At 54.2% G+C, this 18957-nt stretch carries 10 protein-coding genes; 6 read left to right on the top strand and 4 right to left on the bottom strand.

Annotated elements, in window-relative coordinates; all coding sequences use genetic code 11:
• The first annotated feature begins 25 nt into the window (after positions 1–25).
• Positions 26–2212 (top strand): beta-galactosidase, encoded by a 2187-nt coding sequence (locus tag OZX70_RS08845; RefSeq protein WP_277180864.1) that lies wholly within the window; start codon positions 26–28, stop codon positions 2210–2212.
• A 140-nt stretch (positions 2213–2352) separates the two neighbouring features.
• On the opposite strand, the gene OZX70_RS08840 is transcribed toward OZX70_RS08845, so the two are convergent.
• Positions 2353–3759 (bottom strand): RNA-binding domain-containing protein, encoded by a 1407-nt coding sequence (locus OZX70_RS08840; protein ID WP_277180862.1) that lies wholly within the window; start codon positions 3757–3759, stop codon positions 2353–2355.
• A 243-nt stretch (positions 3760–4002) separates the two neighbouring features.
• Positions 4003–6120, bottom strand: a complete 2118-nt coding sequence (locus tag OZX70_RS08835; protein WP_277180860.1) for a hypothetical protein — start codon at positions 6118–6120, stop codon at positions 4003–4005.
• Here OZX70_RS08835 and OZX70_RS08830 point away from each other — a divergent pair.
• Entirely contained in the window at positions 6098–6418 is a 321-nt protein-coding gene (locus tag OZX70_RS08830) for a hypothetical protein (RefSeq protein WP_277180858.1), read from the top strand. The genes OZX70_RS08835 and OZX70_RS08830 overlap by 23 nt on opposite strands.
• 78 nt (positions 6419–6496) lie before the next feature.
• On the opposite strand, the gene OZX70_RS08825 is transcribed toward OZX70_RS08830, so the two are convergent.
• Positions 6497–8953, bottom strand: a complete 2457-nt coding sequence (locus OZX70_RS08825) for a PASTA domain-containing protein (RefSeq protein WP_277180856.1) — start codon at positions 8951–8953, stop codon at positions 6497–6499.
• A 528-nt stretch (positions 8954–9481) separates the two neighbouring features.
• On the opposite strand from OZX70_RS08825, the gene OZX70_RS08820 reads away from it, so the two are divergent.
• Positions 9482–11458, top strand: coding sequence for an AAA family ATPase (locus OZX70_RS08820; protein ID WP_277180854.1), 1977 nt, complete (start codon positions 9482–9484; stop codon positions 11456–11458).
• A 45-nt stretch (positions 11459–11503) separates the two neighbouring features.
• Positions 11504–13006 (top strand): LlaJI family restriction endonuclease, encoded by a 1503-nt coding sequence (locus tag OZX70_RS08815; protein ID WP_277182197.1) that lies wholly within the window; start codon positions 11504–11506, stop codon positions 13004–13006.
• A gap of 148 nt (positions 13007–13154) precedes the next feature.
• Here OZX70_RS08815 and dcm read toward each other — a convergent pair whose 3' ends face one another.
• Complete coding sequence (dcm, locus tag OZX70_RS08810; protein ID WP_277180852.1) at positions 13155–14291, bottom strand: DNA (cytosine-5-)-methyltransferase; 1137 nt, start codon at positions 14289–14291, stop codon at positions 13155–13157.
• 264 nt (positions 14292–14555) lie between these two features.
• Between dcm and OZX70_RS08805 the strand changes: the two genes are divergently transcribed.
• Both OZX70_RS08805 and OZX70_RS08800 read left to right on the top strand, forming a co-directional pair.
• The gene (locus OZX70_RS08805; protein ID WP_277182195.1) at positions 14556–17402 is read left to right on the top strand and encodes an alpha/beta fold hydrolase; all 2847 of its coding nucleotides are present in this window, start codon (positions 14556–14558) and stop codon (positions 17400–17402) included.
• Between the two features lie 117 nt (positions 17403–17519).
• Positions 17520–18872 carry an alpha/beta hydrolase gene (locus OZX70_RS08800; RefSeq protein ID WP_277180850.1) on the top strand — a complete coding sequence of 451 codons (1353 nt, stop codon included), beginning with the start codon at positions 17520–17522 and terminating at the stop codon, positions 18870–18872.
• Positions 18873–18957 lie beyond the last annotated feature (85 nt).

The following is an 18957-nucleotide window of genomic DNA, read 5'->3' as shown; positions in this document are numbered from 1 at the left end:
AAAGGCAGGATGAAAAGTGCAAAGTATGAAAATGACGACTGGAGCAACCGGAACGACTGGGACGAGTGCGGTTTTTGACCGTTTCTATTACGGCGGCGATTGGAACCCCGAGCAATGGGATGAAGACACATGGCACAAGGACATCGCGATGCTGGAGGATGCCGGCATCAACGAGGCGACGATCAACGTCTTCTCGTGGGCGCAGCTTCAACCCGACGAGAACACGTACGATTTCTCGACGCTTGACAAGATCGTCCAGCTGCTGGTCAACCACCATTTCGGCATTGTGATGGCCACCTCCACGGCTGCCATCCCGTCTTGGATGGCCAAACGGCACCCCGACGTGATGCGTACCGATTTCGAAGGCCGTCACCACGTCTTCGGCGACCGGCACAACCCATGCCCCAATTCACCGACGTTCAAGGAATACGCGCCGAAGCTGGCCGGCAAACTGGCCGAACGGTACGCCGATACTCCGGGGCTTGTGGCTTGGCACGTCTCCAACGAATACGGCGAATACTGCTACTGCGATACCTGCGCGAAGCTATGGCGGCAATGGCTCAAAGCCAAATACGGAACCACCGAAAATCTCAACAAGGCATGGAACGGCCATTTCTGGCAGCACATGTTCTACGACTGGGACGATATCGTAGTGCCCAACGCCTTGGGACCAGAAATCGCGCCCGGTATCACCGCTTTGTCGAAGATGTCGATGGACTACCGGCGCTTCATGAGCCAGTCGATCACCAGATGCTTCACCGACGAGAAGCAGGCAATCCGGCAATTTGACAAGACCACCCCGATAACCACCAATATGATGGGCCTGTTTATGGATATCGACTATTTCGAGATGGGCAAGCAGGTCGATGTCGTCAGCTGGGACAACTACCCGCGTTACGACGCGAAGCCATCCCGCGCGGCGATGTGCAACGATCTGTACCGTGGGGTCGGCGGCGGCAAGCCGTTTATGCTCATGGAGCAGACGCCGAGCCAGCAGAACTGGCAGCCTTACAACGTGCAGAAGCGGCCTGGGCAGATGCGTTCCATGAGCTATCAGTCCATCGCCCACGGTGCCGACACCATCCAGTTCTTCCAACTACGACAGAGCGTCAGTGGTTGCGAGCGATTCCATGGTGCGGTGATCAGCCATGCCGATAGGGAGGATACCCGCGTTTTTCGCGAAGTCAGTGAGCTGGGCAAGGAACTAGGCGAGCACGGCAAGGAGTTTCTTGGCGGGCACACTAAGGCTCAAGTAGCCATCATGTTCGACTGGAATAGCTATTGGTCTATGTATTACTCCTCTGGGCCATCCCGACTTTTGGAATATACCGATCAGGTGCATCGCTATTATGCCGCGCTCTGGAGGCGCAACATCCAGGTCGACATCATTCCCTCCGATACGTCGGCGGATCAGCTTGCCAAGTATCGCGCGGTGCTGGCACCTGCCATGGTGGTCACGCCGAAGAGCGTCTCTCAAGCCGTAACCGATTACGTCCGGCAGGGCGGACGTTTCGTGGCGACCAGCATGTCCGGTGTGGCGGACGAAAACGATAAGGTCATTCTTGGTGGCTATCCGGGCGCATTCCGCGATTTGGTCGGCGCCTGGGGAGAAGAAATCGACGCGCTGACACCTGGCCATGATGTCGAAGTCGTTTTGCAGGGCAATAGCCTTGGGCAGGCCGGTTCAAGCGTGGGCAAAGACGGCAAGTCTGAACTCGACGCTGCAGGGAATGCGGTAGGTTCCGATGCCGGACGTGTGAGCGCTTCGATCATCGCCGAAATCGTGCATCCCGTGACGGCTTCAGTGCTTGCTTCATATGGAAGTGAGTATTACAAAGGTGAGGCCGCGGTCACGGTCAATTCGTTCGGTGAAGGCAATGCCTATTACGTCGGCACCGTACTTGACGACGAAGGTTTTGACTGGTTTGTCGGCCTGCTTGCCGACGATGCCGGAATCCGCGCCATCGACTCGCCGAAGGATGTTGAAATTTGCCAACGCTTCTACGGCGGTGACGATAGTGGGGCTTCCGACTCGCAAAATGCAACCGGTTACGCGCTGACGTTCGTCATCAACGACGGTCCGGATTCCTCGCAACTTATCTTGCCTGGGGATTTGTGCGGAACCAATGTGCTGACGGGCGAAGAGATCAAAGGCCAGATGGCGATTGGTCCCTACGGTGTTTATGTCATTCGTCGTCAATTGCAGCAGTAATAAGCTGGTATTCCACAGTTAGAATAATTCGGTCACGATACGCCTCGCGGTTTTTGTACTCAAAAAGCTGCGGGGCGTTTTCGGCCCTCAGACTTTCCTAAAGTCCGAAAGCATCCGCTGCTTTTCAACGATACTCTTCGTCATTTTTTGATTTTGTACGCAGTTTTCGGCTGCGTGCCGATGCGTTTCGGGATATATCTTGTGGATGGGCCCTTGCCTATGCGTTTTAGGGTTCCATTCTCGACAAGCGAGCGAAGCAGGCGAGAGGCTGTTGGCTTGGAAAGCCCTGTCAATTCAGCTGTTTCGGTTCTATTGATAGAAGCGTGAGTTTGCAGGTAAGTGAATATGAGGTTGCTTTGTTCGGAAGAGTCATCTTCAGGTATGGTTACTTTTCCGGCGGTTTCTCGGTCCAAATGTTCGCCGGTTTCGGCCTCATCTCCCTCATATCGCTGAGAAGGCAGAATCAGTTTGAAACTGTGGCTGGCTATGGAGATGATTGGCTGACGTTCAAATCCTTCGTACATTTCGAAGATTTTCGGTATTCCCATTCCATATGCTTCGACAAAATGGAGCCGATAGAAAATATTCGCTAATTTTGGATTTCTTTTTGAGGAAAGTCCGTTAATAATGTCGTCCTTTCCCACGCCTTTGCGTAGGCCTCCAAAATTAATAAATTCAATGCGGTCATCGTAAACGCTGATAAGTGCGGAATCGTGATATGTGTAATCGCGATGGATTAATAGGTTTAACACGGCCTCGCGTAAGGTAGCTGGTGGATAATCATAGAAATCTTCGCGGTATATCGGCCCGATTGTTGAGCTGACACGGTTGTAAGGGCCCAGGAATTGGAGTATCTGTTCAAGCTGGGTAAATAGTGATCCGGTGAATTCGTAACGATTGCTTATTGTCGTTTTACGGGTTCCTTTGAATTTGGCCGCTTTTACGGAAGCTATGCATTCGTCGGAAAGCAGCCAGGCAAGATTGGTATATTGGTTGTCGGCATTGATGAGGCCAAGCGTTCGATAGCTATTATCGCTAAGAGGAACGTCGTGCCTTTTGAACATATTCTGCAATGCGTTAAAGGAAAGGTGCTGTTCCAGGCTGACTGCATCTTCGAATGAATTACCTGCGGTTTCCCGGATCATGTCGAGTATTGCTGTCTCGCTCGCGGGAATCGACGCAGCGCCCGAACGAACGTAGACGCCTGCCGGTCTGAGGCCTTTGTCGGCAAGATAATATGGGCGATCGGTGCCGCGGCTGACCTGGACTTTGACGATTTGTTGTTCGTCGAAGGTTTCGGTAGTGACTGATATGAAACTGATGATATCGGGACGTATGGCGTTGGCTGCGGTCTGGGTGGCCTGCCTCATCGCTTCGTCGGGATTGGAGAGACCGGTTACGTGCCCGTTGTCTTCTATGCCGATGTAGATGGTTCCGCCATCGGTGTTTGCGAAAGCTGCCAAGGTCTTTTTCGCGCTGTCTGACCATTCGCGTTTGAATTCCACGTTGAGGCCTTCGCGCAATGGTTCGTTTGCTTGTTTAGCCATAATTAAAATCTTATCATATCTTATCGTATCTTATCAAAATAATGCGATAAAATATAATTTATTGATAAGATAGAGTATATTTTAGAAAAGGTTAAGGCTTGAATTTCGTTGGTATATCAACGATTTAAGCTATTTTATATGTTATACTTCTTATCTTATCAAACGATACGATAAGAAGTATAAGATACTTTGGCGGTTTACGAAGGCGGTGGAAAATCCGTTTGCTGTCCCCGCCATGTTTTTTTATTCCTGCAAATAGTAGACGGAGCTGTCGGTGGGGGATGGGTTCATGTGGTAACCAAGCGGGTAGAGGTACGGCCGGGTTGTCGAAGCAGGTTTGCTTCTGGTGAGGGCGTCCTGTGTATTATAAGCGTCCCACAATGGCGAATGACCGTCGTCTTGCCTGGTATACCAAGTAGAGGTATCGGCGTTTTTGAAGACATAGATCATGTCGGTTGGCCAGATGATATCGCTTAAAGGTATATGGTCCTTGCAGACCGCGCCGGTTGCTGTGCCGCACGAGTACTCGCTATCGGAACCGAGCAAGTTCAAGTATTGCGAGGCCGGATCGACGTTATGGGCTGTGTCGGCCCACATCTCACCTTTTGCTCCAAGGTGTAGCTGACTGGATGCATGCTGTTTTCCGCCGGTCAGCATTCCGGTTTTGCTCAGGTCGATGCAGTCGTTGCCAATAGTGCAATATTTGCCGGCTATCAGTGAGAAATCGCCCTTTTCGGCGGCTGTGGTGATCTGGTCCGGAGTCGCGTTTTTCGTGGTGGGCTTCGGATCGGCCTTGCTGCCGTCCTTCGAGATGGTGAACTCAGGCAGGGAGGCCCAATCCAGCTGGGGGGCGTCGATCAAATAGTAAGCGGTTTCGTCGCTGGGTGCGGGCTTGGTGGGGACGGGTTTGCTGCCTTTGCTGTGCTCGTCGCCGTTTTCCGGGACGAACGGGTTCAGGGTTTTGAGGCTCGGCACGTCGACCTTGGTGGTCTTGTAAAGGGTCTTGTCGCGGCGGATGAAGAACGGGCGCGAGGTGTCGACGGCCTTCTGCGTCTTGGCTTTGTCGACGTAGGCCTTGTCGAAGTAACCGGAATCGACCACGCCCTTGACGTCTGAGCCGACGGGGAAGTAGACGTAGTGGGTACGCATTTCGTAGGATGCGCCGGACAGCTTCGGGTTATCGTCGGAGTAACTTCGGTCGGCCAACTGCCCGTTGACGCAAACGTCTATAGGATCCCAACGGCCGATTGCGCTGTCGCCGCAGGTTATCTGGCTGATGCTCGAGTCCATCAGCTCGAAAGCGCCGTAGTTTTGGTAATACAGTTCGTTGCGCGTGCCGTAATCGTCTTTGTGCGCTCGCGATGCGCAGCCGGGATCGCCGCCGGTGTGGCAGAAGAGCAGTTCGTGGCCGAGCCCGGTGGCGTCGCTGGAACCGTTGTCTGTGTCCTCGGAGCTTTTCACCTGGCTCGCGGTCGAGAACCAAGGGGCATAATCTTCGGAGCTGGAGGAGGATGGCGGTTCGACCTTCTCGTCCAGATTGATGCACTTGCCGGACTTGGTGCAATACGTTCCGCCTACGGGGGCGGCCGGCGCATAGACGGAATAATTGTCGTTGTCGCCTTGCACCGCCTTGTCCATGCCGCTGGCATCGATGCCGTAGAAGAGGATGAGGTTGCCGCCGGTAGCCTGGCTGCCGGGCTTGGGCTGGGAATCCACGATTTTGCCGAGCATCTTCTTGGAAGAGAAGCGCGGCGCCATCCAGACATGGAAACCTTTGTCCGTGTACTGCTGTTCCGCGTCGTCCTTATTCGTGCCGATGACGTCATAGCCGATGCCGTCTACGCCCGTTTCGGCCACGGCCACGTCGATGCCCTGCTTTGTGTCGGTGACAGCGCTGCCCTCGGCCGGTGAAGTGGCGACGACGGTGCCTTCCTTAATCTTGCCGTTGGCCGAGACGGCGACTTTGTGATAATGCACGGGAACGCTCATGGATTTGAGACTGTCAGTGACGTTCTGCGCAGGCTTGCCACTCGTACCAACGGGGACGCCGGGGCCGCTCGAGGCGACGATGGTGACGGGCTGGCTGCTGGTGCTGTAACGTTTGCTTGACTCGATACCGCTGTATTTGAGGAAGCTGCCTCGGGGTTTCGCCGAGAACGTTTGCTTGGTGACGGTTTTGAAACCGCGCTTGTGCAATGATTTCTCAATGTCGGTGGCACTGAATTCGTCCGTTTTATCGGATTTGACTACCCCGAGATCGGAGGGCGTGGGCACGGTTTTGCCGCCCCAGAGTTGGGCTTTGTAGGTACAGAAGCCGACGATCGAGGCGACGAGTGCAATGACGACGATGGCGGCGATCACGATAATCAGGGTTTTCTTCGTACGGGTCTGGGTTGCTGTGGATGCCGCTGTTGCTGTAGTTCCGGCGGCAGGATTTGAAGGAATGAAAGCTGGTGCCGAAGTGGTTGGCGCAGTGTTTTGTGTCGAGCTGCCTGATGCCGAGCTGTTTGGCATTGGTATCGAGGAATTAACACTCGGAGATTGCTTCGGTGCAGCCGCGGGTGCTGGTGCCCCGCAGCTCGTGCAAAATTGTGCGTCGTCGTCCATCCGTTTGCCGCAGTTGTTGCAGAATCTCATGCTTGCTCCATATATGATTTGATCTATTTTTATGATACGACCAAATTGTCTTGCGAAACTCGGGGGAGCCACGACTTGCGAGTTTCGCGCCGGTGGTTGGTCATTCTTTGAGGTAGTAGACGCCGTCTGGGTGAGGCGGAGCCATCATCGTGCTGCTGTGACTGTTCATGATGGTGATGTATGGCCTGTCGGTAGGAGCTTGGGTCGGGTCGTCGGCGCCTTCGACGTATAGGAACCCGGGATTCTTGATTGATTGATCATTTTCTTTGTACCAGGCCGAGGTGTCCGCGCCTTTGAAAACGTAGAGGAGCTTGGTCGGGGTCGTCTTCATTTGGTTGATCAGCACGTTCGGGCATTGGTCCAGCCCGACGCCGCCATCGCAAGTGTATTCGCTGTCCGGCCCTGTCAGGAAGAAGAAAGGTTTATTCGGCGAGTAAGTGGTATCTGGGGATCCGTTACTGCCATTACTCAGCGAAAGATGGCTGCCTTCGTGCGCGATCATGTCATACTGTTTGTTGACTCCGGTCAGAACGCCTTCCTTGCTCAATTGCATGCATTCTCCGCTGTTCAGGCAATAGCTGCCGGCGATTGGCGTGAAATCGCCTTTCGCCAGTGCGGTCAAAATCTGATCAGGTGTGGCGTCTTTGGCGGCAGGTTGCGCGGTCTTGCCCTTATCGTCGCTCTTCGCCGCGTCTTTGTCGCCGCCGATGACATACTCCGGCAACGAACTCCAGTCAAGCTGCGGGTCCTCGACCAGATAGTACGCGGTCTCGTCGCTGGGTGCGGGCTTGAGCGGTTCCATTGGTTGCTTGCCGACTGAGCCGAATGGTTCAAAGGGGTTACGGGTCTGTAATGAGGTAAAGTCCAAACTGGTCTTGTCGTATAACGTCTTATCGCGCCTGATAAAGAACGGGCGTGAAGTGTCGACGGCCTTCTGCTTTGCGGATTTGGAGACCTCGTCTTTGTCGAAGTATCCTGAATCGGTGACTTTCTGGACATTGGCTCCTACGGGGAAATATGCATATAACGGTCCCATTTCATAGCGGGCACCCGAGAGATTATTGCTGGAAACGCCTGGCTCGCCGGCCTGATCCAAATAGACGTGCTTCCCCCCGATGCAGAAGCCAGTGCCGTCCAGCATCAGATCATTGCCGCAAGTGAACCCGAATGCGGAATCATAAGGTGTTAATTCGAATGCGCCGGAATCCTTCGTATATAACGCGTATGGGTCGGTTTGGGGACTACAAAACGCCTGCTGCATGGACCCGCAGAACACCAATTGATGATGAAAGTCGTATGTTCCGTTCGAAGAACGCGGTGTTTCCGGGGCTTCTGAGCTGAAAAGCCGCGGCTGCTCGTTGCCTCTGGTATCCGGGCTATTCGTTAAATCGATGCATTTGCCGGATTTATTGCAATATTTGCCTTCCACTGGTGCGGCGGCGCCCACCAAATCGTCGCCGGAAAATGACTGCGCCGATTTGTCTTGTGCAAATACATTTTTGCTGCTCACCGCGTCCTTGAAGCCGCTGGCGTCGATGCCGTAGTAGAGGGTGAGGTTGCCGCCGTTGGCTTCGGTGCCGGGTTTCGGGTTGGAGTCGACGATCTTGCCGACGCGAGCCTTCGAGGAGAAGCGGGGTTTGAGTGTGACGTTGAAGCCGGCGCTCGCATACTGCTGCTGGGCCTGGTTCTTGTCTTGGCCCACGATGTCGTAGCCCACGCCGTTGCCTTGTGCGGCCACGCCGATGTTGATGCCGGTTTTAGTGTCGGTGACGGGCTGGCCGTCGGCGGGATAGGAGGCGACGACGGTGTCTGCCGGCGTCTTCTTGTCGGTGACGATCACTTTGTAATAATGGACCGAGACGTTCATGCCGTCAATGGTTTTCTGGATCTTGCGCACGGGCTGACCGCTGGTGCCCTTCGGCACGCCGGGGCCGAGCGAGGCGGCGAGGGTGATCTGGTTGCTGGCGCTGTAGCGCTTGTTCGCCTGGATGTTTCTGTATCCGAGGAAGCTGCCTTTTGGCTTGGCTGAGAAGGTCTGCTTGGTAACGGTTTTGAACCCGCGTTTGTGCAGTGATTTTTCGACGTCGGCGGCGGTGAATTCGTGGGTTTTGCCGGATTTGGCGATACCGAGGTCGGCCGGGGCCGGCACGGTTTTGCCGCCCCAGAGCTGGGCCTTATAGGTGCCGAAACCTGCGCCTACCGCTACGAGTGCGACAGCGACAATGGCCGCGATGATAATAATGAGGTGCTTCTTGCTGGTTGTCTTGACTGCTGTGGTCGCCGATACCGGAGCCATTGTTGCTGTTGCAGCTTCGGCTGTAGCCGGGTTTGGAAAGGTGCCTTGTGGGCTGCTTTGAGGCAGAGGTACGGATGGTGCAGGTGCCTGATTCTGTTGATCTGCAGGAAGGCTGTTGTTACTTGCTGGAGGTGTACTGCCATCGGCAGCCGGTGCGGGTACGTTGCCGCCTGCGCTCGCGGATGGCGCGGGTGCTCCGCATTTGGTGCAGAATTTCTGATCGTCATCAAGTTTGTGTCCGCATTTGTTGCAAAACTTCATCGTTTTCTCTTTTTCGTCTTCTCACAAAATCACTCTTTATATATATGGTACGTCACCCTGTACCAAACTGTCTGATTGCGACTCAGCAACTTTCACAAACCCATAGTTACCAACTAAATACCGTACGAATTTGAAGCAGTTACTTCTGGGGTTATATGGCTGATAGTGGCCGCAGTTTCCGGACTCATCAATAAAAATACTGAGCGCTGCCATGCGTACTCCGCAGAAAAAATGGCGGGGATCCCAGCCAATTTGTTAGACCTGTAAGCCCGATCTCAGATTAACAGATTCCGTACAAAGCAGCTAACGAGTATGTGTAAAAGGCTTATCTTATTTCTGCTTTATTAATTCGGGCCAGTGGCTGTGCTGACTTTTTAGTGTTGAAAGGGACTGTCCAGATTGCGGGAAGGCGGCTTGGTTTTCACACTCCTGCGGTTTTGTGCGATTCATATCAAGGGGTATTTAATTTTCTGTGAGATAATAAATCATAGTTTTAAAGGTTAATACAGTGTCTAGCTAGGAGAGGCTATGAGCGAGAGATACCAATACATTGAGGAAGAAACTGGTTTATTGCCTGATCTGGCTCAGTTGAAAAAGCAGATGCAGGATGAAGCTGCAGGCTTCCGATTCGGTCATTACCGGTTAAACGATACCGTTCTTGATGATTTAGAACGCCTAAATAAGGACAAGGTTGTTTTTAAATGCCAAGAATTTATTGTTTTCAGAGGGAAAGGTAATAATAGTAGCCAAACAGAGTCGATTACTAGCGCCGACTTTCTTCAAGCGACATACGCAGTTCGTTATTATCAAGCTTTTGCGCGCTATGAAGCTTTACTCTCTGTAAATAATGTAAAACATGCGGTTATTGCTTCAACAGGTAAAGCCGATGTCGAAAAAGCAACACAATATCTACGTGATTCACCTGCTTATTCGCTGGGCGGGTTATCGAGTAGTGTCGAAGCGCCGATTGCTGAAGAGGTGAAAACAGAACTTCGTAATGATGGTGCTGCGGATAATACATTAGATGAGAACGTCGAATTATTTCTTTCTTTTCTTGTCGATAACGATGGTAGGGCAGTAGGGCGAAAGCAAGATGCTGCAGATTCGCGAGTATTGCCAAGTCTGAATCTTGTCGCAGTGTCGTCAGGCACGGTAATGCGTGTTGTCGATGATATGTCGAAGGATAACAAGTTATATCTTGATGCGAAAGAAAATCTAAGGGAACAAGCGCCACTGTTTGAGGCGAACCGCGAGACAATGTCAGATACGAACCGTGATCATGGGACTAACAGGATTATTTCAGGCGCTCCTGGGACAGGTAAAAGCTGGAGGCTGCAACAAGATATTGGTCAAGGCAACAGGGAGAATGAAATCCGCGTGGTATTCCACCCTGAGTATTCGTATTATGATTTTGTCGGTTCGTACAAGCCTGTGCCAATCTATAGGCCTGATACCGGCGATGGCCAAAACGAAGAAAAATTGGTTACGGTATCCGGCGAGGTTGCCGACGTTCCAGGGTCTCCGACGATTGATTATCAATTCGTTCCGGGCCCGTTCACCAATGCCTTGGTCAAGGCGTCATCCGATTCGGACCAGTATTATCTGGTGATTGAAGAGATCAACCGAGCTGATGCCGCAGCGGTATTCGGCGACATTTTCCAGCTTCTTGATCGCGATGAGAAGGGTGTAAGCGTTTACGGAATCGAACCTTCCAAGGAGCTGGGAGAGTATCTGCGTGCGAACCATGTTCTTTCTGAGGGTGAGGAACTGAGAATCCCAAAGAATCTTTCAATCTGGGCCACTATGAACAGTGCCGATCAGGGGGTGACACTGTTGGATTCGGCGTTCAAGCGCCGGTGGAATCTCGAATATCTGCCGGTTAATTTGAGCGAGAACACGAAACTGAAGAGCACAGAAATTATGTATGCCGGCGCCAAGCGTTCGCTGTTCGATCTTCTGACGGCCATTAACGAGCATCTTCGTGCTTTGCGGGTACCGGAAGACCGGCTGATTGGCCAGTACTTTATCAATAAGGATTCCCTGACTGAATCTAGCGATGCCGACAAGGCTTTCAAAAAGGTTTTGATGTACTTGTGGGACGACGTGGTGCGCAACAAGCGCGATCAGTTCTTTGATACCGATGCTGTTCCCACGCTTGCCATGGTGCTTGATCAATACGGCAAAAAGGAAGTCCTGAAAGAACTCAATTTGCCTGACAGGAATGGCGTCAACGCCACAAGTAGTACTACTAATAGTGCAGACAATACCACCGGCGGCAATGCTGCCCTTGACGATGCCAACAGTGACGGTGTTGCTGGTAACAATGCCAGTAATGCGGATGATAGCAGCAACGCAACCAGTGGGAATCTCGACGATCTCGGTGCAGGACAACGGCAAGACGAATCGCAGGCCGATGCTGGGAGCGGGGATAATCCAGTAAGTTCGGAAGGTGCAGTTTCGAATGTTTTTGTTGACAATGACTCTGACGATGGCGAAGACCAATGAGGCCAATGCTTTTCTTTGTTTGTTGGAAAGGCGTGTTGATTGCTGGTGTTTCGTGTGACGGCAGTTCCGTCGATGTCGATCGGTGAGAGGTGTGGAGTCATGAAGGCAAATTTTTGGGTGCTTGAAGACGGCATGCACTATAAAAAAGTCTCTGAAAAGGATCCAGCGAAAGAAGCTGAAGAGGAGGCCAAAAAATTCGGAATCATTCAGACACTGCTGAGTGTCTCCGATAGTGATTATTCCAGAATCGTGAATGTAAATGGCAGCAAGGGTGAGGCGTCTCTAGACTACTGTGGCATCATTGTTCTGGAACACGATTTTATCGTGGTGTTGCCCAAGCGCAGCCTGCAGGGCTGCAATTCGGATTCCGATTGCGAAAAGGCGGCGATCAAATCGTTGCCACTGTTGGTGCAGGTGCTGTTGCGTTTTTACCGCGAGGATTCCAATAGGGCGAAGTATGCGGTCGATGATTTCTTATTCGCGGAAGATGATGAAAGTAATCCTAATGGGCTGGGCGCGGCTATCCATTTGCTGGAGGATTTTGAGCGGGACGGATTACTGCGGCGGCGCAAAAAGGTAAGAAAACGGAACAGCAATGGAAGGATCGATTGGCCCCGAACGATCCAGCGCACCCCAGCGATATTCGCGCAGTCGGGTCCCTTTTATCCGTCGCCCATATTGGTGGCGTCTTCGAGCGACGCCTTTGACCCGCTGATCATGATTCATCGAGCCTGCATTGAAGATTGCTACCGGCGCTGGGGCTGGCTTTTCCATCCCTCGCAGGTTTCTCCCAAGGCCTTGGGTGAAATATTCAGCAAGGACGCCGATTGGCTCCCATTCGACCAGGACGAGGCGCTGAGGATATTGAAACGCGAGCTTTCCTCGTCTTTTTCCGATCGCGAGATGAGCGTTATCCGCTATATGCAGGCGTACATTCAGGCGAAGATCAATCCGAAGAATCAGAATATGTTCGGAGTGACCAAATACCATCGCGTTTGGGAGCGTATCTGTAAGCATGTCTTCAAGGATGACAGCAGGTTTTATGAACCGGATTTTCTCCCGCAACCGAAGTGGGAGATGCGGGCGAAACAGAAAGAGCTTGCGGAAGCGGAAGATGAAGATGAGAGCAGTTTTGACGAGGAATACAAGAAGCAGATTCCGGATGTATTGCTGAAAAGGAACGAAACCTTCTTCATTCTGGACGCGAAGTATTATGATTTCGAATACTCGCTGCCTGGCGGCCCGGACATCATCAAACAGTATTACTATGAGGACACCATCAGGGCGCATCTACTTCAGAAAGGTGTTGGCGCTCAAGGGATCAAAGAAACATGCAACGCCTTCATCATGCCAGACTATTCGGGCAGTGGTATCAGGTTTCGCGGCACGGCTAAGATCGGTCTCTTGGATTGGCGGCCTTTGCCGGTCTTCACTATCGATGCCAAGAAGGCTATGGAATCATACGCAAGCCATAAGTATGTGCCAAGCGACGATTGGCTTGATGTGATTCGGGAAAAGCTTCACACTCCTCTGACGGCCGATCGCTAAAGTGCAGGTCTAAAGGGCTTAAGAACGGCTTCCATGGGAAAGCCAGCGAAAGCGACCGCTGAAGCGCGGGGTCGCTGAAGGCTAGGTGTTGAGATTTCTGAGAGCTAGGTGAGAGAACTGCTGAGAGTCAATCGTCGAAGCACAGGGACTAGGCGAGAAAGACCTTTGCCATCTGCTGGGCCACCGCCCTGATCACAGGTACCGCGACACTATTGCCGAATTGCTTGTAGGCCTGCGTGTCGGAGACAGGAATAATGAAATTACCGGGGAAACCTTGCAATCTTGCGCATTCTTTGGGAGTGAGTTTGCGCGGATTCTTCTTGTCGCCTTGGGAGACAAGAATCTCGGAACCGTCTTTGTAATATCTTGCGGAAAGTGTGCCCGTATATTCGCTGTCGGCGGTTACCAGAGAATAGCCGAATCCTTTGCCGGCTTTGCGGTTTGCGGCTTTTCGGCGCTGGTGACCTGTCCAGAGTTTGTCGCTGATCGTATATTTTTCATCGACTTTGTCTTCTAGAATGTCCCCGACTCTGGTCGGTGTGCAGGGAGGCTCTGGGAAAGTGAAACCCGTATCTTCACTAAAGCGCTTGCGGTCGAAGCCGACGATATAAATGCGTTCACGATTCTGGGGTACTCCGAAATCGGCGGCGCGCAGTACCTTATAGTCCACGGAATAATCGAGTTTATCGAGGTGTTCGAGGATGACCTTGAATGTGTTGCCGTGGTCGTGACCCTTAAGCTGTTTGACGTTTTCGAGTAAGAATGCCTTCGGTCTTTTGTCCTCGAGAATGCGTTCGATTTCGAAGAACAACGTTCCACGTGTGTCGCTGAAACCTTTGTGAAGGCCGGCTTGAGAGAACGGCTGGCAGGGAAAGCCGGCCAGTAGGACATCAAAATCTGGTATATCGGAGCTTTTGATTGCCGTGATGTCGCCTTTGGGAGTTTCGCCGTAATTGATACGATAGGTCTTTTGCGAAAAACTGTTCCATTCGCTCGAAAAGACGCATCTGCCGCCCAATTGCGAAAAGGGGATGCGGATGCCGCCAATGCCGGCGAACAAGTCGATGAAAGTGAACTTTGCTGATTCCGCAGAGATGTTGGGGAACGGGATATTCTGCGCAAAATTCATGATGGCATTTGCTTCGATTTGTGAAGGCTTGCTTTCACCGTTTTCCCAACGGCGCAGGGTGCGGTCACCGTTGCGGCCAAGGCCTAGGGCATCGGCGAAATCCTTTTGGGTAAGACCCAATTTTTCCCGTTTTCCCTTCAACTGTTTTGGGTTCATGGCCCCTTCTTTATGTGTTGTTCGTAGGACAATATGTCCTTATATTAACACATAAAAGTAAAAATAGCTTAACGGAGTTTCGAGTCCGTTGTGTTTAGCGGGCTAAGTTAGTTGAAGTTGCTGGACTTGTTGGAATCACTGAAGTTGTGGAAGGTTTCCAAGTTATTTTGGGTGGCTCCGTACTGGTATGGGTGCAGTTTCTATACTGGAAACATGACTTTAGATAAGACCGAAAATGATGCAGATTTGGATTCGCAGGCGAAGATGATTGCGGAGTTTCCGGTGCGGAAGGCGCGTTCGCTGCGGTTTACGGGCGGGGTGCCGCGGGCTGCGTCGGTGATTGGTGACGGGTCGAAGGCGCTGTTTCTGCGTTCGGACGGGGCTGAGGACCTGGTCACCTCACTGTGGATCAGCGTGATTGGCGGTGACGGCTCGCATCGTGAGGTGCTGCTGGCCGATCCGCGCGAACTGCTGGCCGACGCCGACAACGAGGATGTGCCGGCCGAGGAGAAAGCGCGGCGTGAACGTGCGCGCGAAGGTGGGCAGGGCATCGTCTCGTATTCCGTTGATAGTGTGGGGCGTCGCGTTGCTTTCACCATCAATGGGCAGCTGTTCGTCAGCGAGATCGACGAGGACGGCGATGGCGCTTGCACGCGGCAAATTGCGATTGGCGGCGGGGATGCCGATGATGGTGTCGATGGGCGCTCCAATGGGCAGGAGAATGTTGCGGATTACAGCGATTTTGGTATCTGCGGCGGCGATAACGATGGTGCGGCTGTGGACGATTCGAAGGATTCGTCGAATAGTAGCAAGTGGCTGCCGGTGCTAAACCCGCGAATTTCGCCGGACGGAAGGCATATCGCCTACACGACTGGCACGCGGCTGGTGATGGTGGATATCGCCGATTGGGGCGATGCCGGGATTGATAGTGTCGACAGTGCTGACGGTAATGGGAATGGTGCTGCTCGTCATGTTTATACTTCGCATCCGCACACCTGCGCGGCCGAGGTGCAAGAGGCCCGCGCTGCCGGCGATGTCAACGAAACCAACGCTTCCGGCGACAGATTCAGCACGGTGTGGAGTGTCGGCAACGACCCGAGCGGAACGCTGAAAATCGGGTTGGCCGAATTCGTGGCCGGCGAGGAAATGGACCGTTACGACGGCTTCTGGTGGGCACCTGATTCTCGTGGCCTGCTCTTCGAAATGTATGACAGTTCTCCGGAACCGATGTGGTATATCAGTGACCCGGCCCATCCCGACAAGCCTGCGGCCGGCCGGCGTTACGCGCGTGCGCTCACCAAGAACGCCATCACGCGGCTGATGCTGGCTCACCTCGAGTTCGATGATGAGCGTGATGGACGTTACGCGGGCAGTGACGTGCAGAATGTTTCGTGGGACCGCGAGGGTTACGAATACGTGGCGGCGGTGAGTTGGAAGGCGGGTCACGAGCCGTTAGTGCTGGTGCAGAACCGTCGACAGACGCGCGACCAGGTGCTGGAAGTTCAGCCGGACGGACGCACCCGCGTTCTGGAAGAGCATGCCAACGACCAGTGGATCGATCTCGTGCTCGGAACTCCGGCCTTCACGCCCAATGGCCGCTTGGTCTGTGCGCTGAACGACATGGACGCCGATACCAACCGGCTGACCGTCGACGGCAAGCCGTTCACGCCCGTCGACTGGCAGGTGCGCGAAGTGCTGGACGTCAGCGACGAGAACGTGCTCGCGGTGGTGCAGCGCACGCCGCACGAGGTTGAAGACGCGGTAAATACGAGTGCGTCTGCTTCATTGAGCAAGGCTGGGAGCGGATCGCTGGAAGCTGGTAGTGGCGCTGATTCCAGCGTCTCTACGAACGTATCCGCGTCCAACGGAACGGATTCGGGCATCGACAGCGACGCCATGGAGATCGCTTCGGAACGCGGCTCGCTTCCTGCTGTCCCCGCGGCTTGGCAGGGCGACGAGGCGCTGCACGACGCCCGCAGCTATGATGTGGTCACCATCGATTTTGACGGCACCATCACGCCCATCACTGCTGCGCCGGGTGTGTGGACGGCCAGTCGTTCCGGCGATGGCATCGTCGTGTCCGGTCACGATATGGTGCGCCCCGGTTCGGTGATGGTGCATGCGTTGCAAGTTTCGGTTGCAGCGGCTCCTACGGCTGAGAATGGCGAAGCCAATATGGTTCATGCTGACGGTTCTACGGTCGCTGACGGGTTGGGGAGCAAGCTCGCTAGAAATGAATCTGTCAATCAAACCAAGAAAATTGGTACTGACAACGTACTGACAAACGACTCCGGATACATGGCGGAAGCCCCGATTGCTAGCCACGCCGAAACCCCCGGTTTCACGCCGAACACCGAGTTTGTGCGCATCGGCGGGCATAGTATGTTCACCGCCATCACCCGTCCGAGTGCCTCCAGCAAATTCGCCGCCGCCGCCAAGTTGCCGGTGCTGATGAAACCATACGGCGGCCCCGGATTCCAGCAGGTCACCTTCTCGCAGGCCAACTATTGGGAGGCCCAGTGGTGGGCCGATCAGGGCTTCATCGTGGTCACCGCCGACAACCGCGGCACCACCGGCCGCGGCCCGAAGTGGGATCGCGAGATGTTCGAGGACATGAAGTACGTGTCGCTCGACGACCAGGTGGAAGCCGTGCATGCGCTGCCGCAGGTCGCGCCCGAAGCCGATCTCGACCGCGTGACGATGATCGGCTGGTCGTTCGGCGGATTCCTCTCGGCACTCGCCGTGCTCGATGCTCCCGACGTCTTCCGTGCGGCCTGCGCCGGTGCGCCGCCGACGGAATGGACGCTGTACGATACGCATTACACCGAACGTTACCTCGGCCTCGATCCGGCGGTCTACGAGCGTAACTCCATCGTCGCCGACGCCCCCAAGCTGCGTCGTCCGCTGATGCTCATCCACGGTTTCGCCGACGACAACGTCAGCATCGCCAACTCGCTGCGGCTCTCGAAGGCGCTGATGGAGGCCGGCCGCCCCCACACTTACCTGCCGCTTACCGGCATCACCCACATGACCAACGACCCCAAAGTCGCCGAAAACCTGCTCACCCTCCAGCGCGACTTCCTCTACGATGCGCTGGGAATTAAAGGCTGAGCGAGGTTTTGACGAGACAGCATCGTTTCGCTGCTTTCGCCTCGCGTTTGAATTGATATATGATTGAGCGCGAAATCTACGTGAAACGTGCCAGCGGGTGCGGATAGACTTGGCCGTATGCATATGCCGTTGATTGACGAGAACCGTTACGCCGACGTGATGCGCGATACCGTACTCCCGGCGCTCGCGCAATGTCGTGAGGAAGGGTGGATGTCGCCTGCCGGGGTATCTGACATCGATTCGGATAACTTCACGGCACAAAGTGGTGCGTCTCAAAGCATTTCGGGCGATATCGGTAATTCCGATACTGCCGATGGTGGTAACGAGGCCGATGCCAATTCTCAAACCGCAAATTCGGCTTCCTCTAATACTGCGAATACTGCAAACGACGCTAACGGCACCACCCATATCGGCATGGGTGACGCGGGAATTGGCATTAGCGGAGCCGGCATTGATACCGGGCCTGACGAGGAAGAAGAGCAACGAATCATGCACAGCAAGCTCTTCGGCATTTCATCGCTGACCGCGCCGCCGACGCCCGGCAAATTGCACTACGTTTGCTTTGACGCGCACAAGTTCGACGCCCTCAATATCGACGGTGCCAGCGCCAAGTTCCGTGGGGCCATCGTCTTTTCGTTCGGCTTCACGGAATTCGCGGCCAAGCACGCCGAGATGGCGTGGTATTTCCTGCTTGCCGGCTATTCCGTCTGCATTCTGGAACATCGCGGTCATGGCTATTCGGTGCGCGACGTCTCAAACCCCTCATTGGTCTGGATCGACGATTGGCGCCGATATGTAGCGGATTTGGCCAAGTTCTCGCAGACCGTCGGACGGCAGTACGCAGGCGACCAGCCGATGCACCTCTATTCGCATTCGATGGGCGGCGGCATAGGGGCGGCGACGCTCGAAAGTTTCCCCATGCTCTTTAATCGTGCCGTGCTTTCCTCGCCGATGATCGAACCGGTGACGGGCCTGCCCAATTCGATTGCCGGCCCCGCCACCGCGTTCGCCAGCGCTGTGGGTCTTTCGCGGCATCGCGCACCTGGGCAGACGGAATTCTCGCCGACCATGAAACTCAAGGGTTATGAAGGCGCCGAGCAATCGCGTGTGCAATGGTATTTTGATTGGCGCAAGAATGACCGGCATTACCAGACCAACGCGGCCACCTTCGGTTGGGTCAATCAGGCGCTGAAGATGTCGCACGCGATTCTTTCGCGTGAGGCTTGTTCGCGCATCGAGACGCCGATTCTTCTTTTCCAGGCTGGACGCGATACGTGGGTGCATAACGCGGCGCAAAACCGCTTTGTTCAGCGTGTTCGCGTGGAAAGCGGCGACGTCGTATTGGAGCGCGTGGAGCCCGCCGTCCACGAGATTTTCAGTATGCCCAACGCCATCCTCGGCCCCTACGTTGACCGTATCATCGACTTCTATGGCGAATCCGTGGAGGATATGGTTGCCGAGGAGGAGTAGCTCAGAACCGAACGACCGCTGCTGGCGGACGGCGGATGCCCCCGCTTGTGCTTGTCCGCCACGTCCCTTGTCTGCTAGCTCGCTG

It is taken from the genome of Bifidobacterium sp. ESL0732 (assembly GCF_029395535.1).
In the GTDB taxonomy this organism is placed as follows: domain Bacteria; phylum Actinomycetota; class Actinomycetes; order Actinomycetales; family Bifidobacteriaceae; genus Bifidobacterium.
The sequence above is the reverse complement of the archived record's forward strand: the minus strand, read 5'-3'. Positions and strand labels throughout refer to the sequence as shown.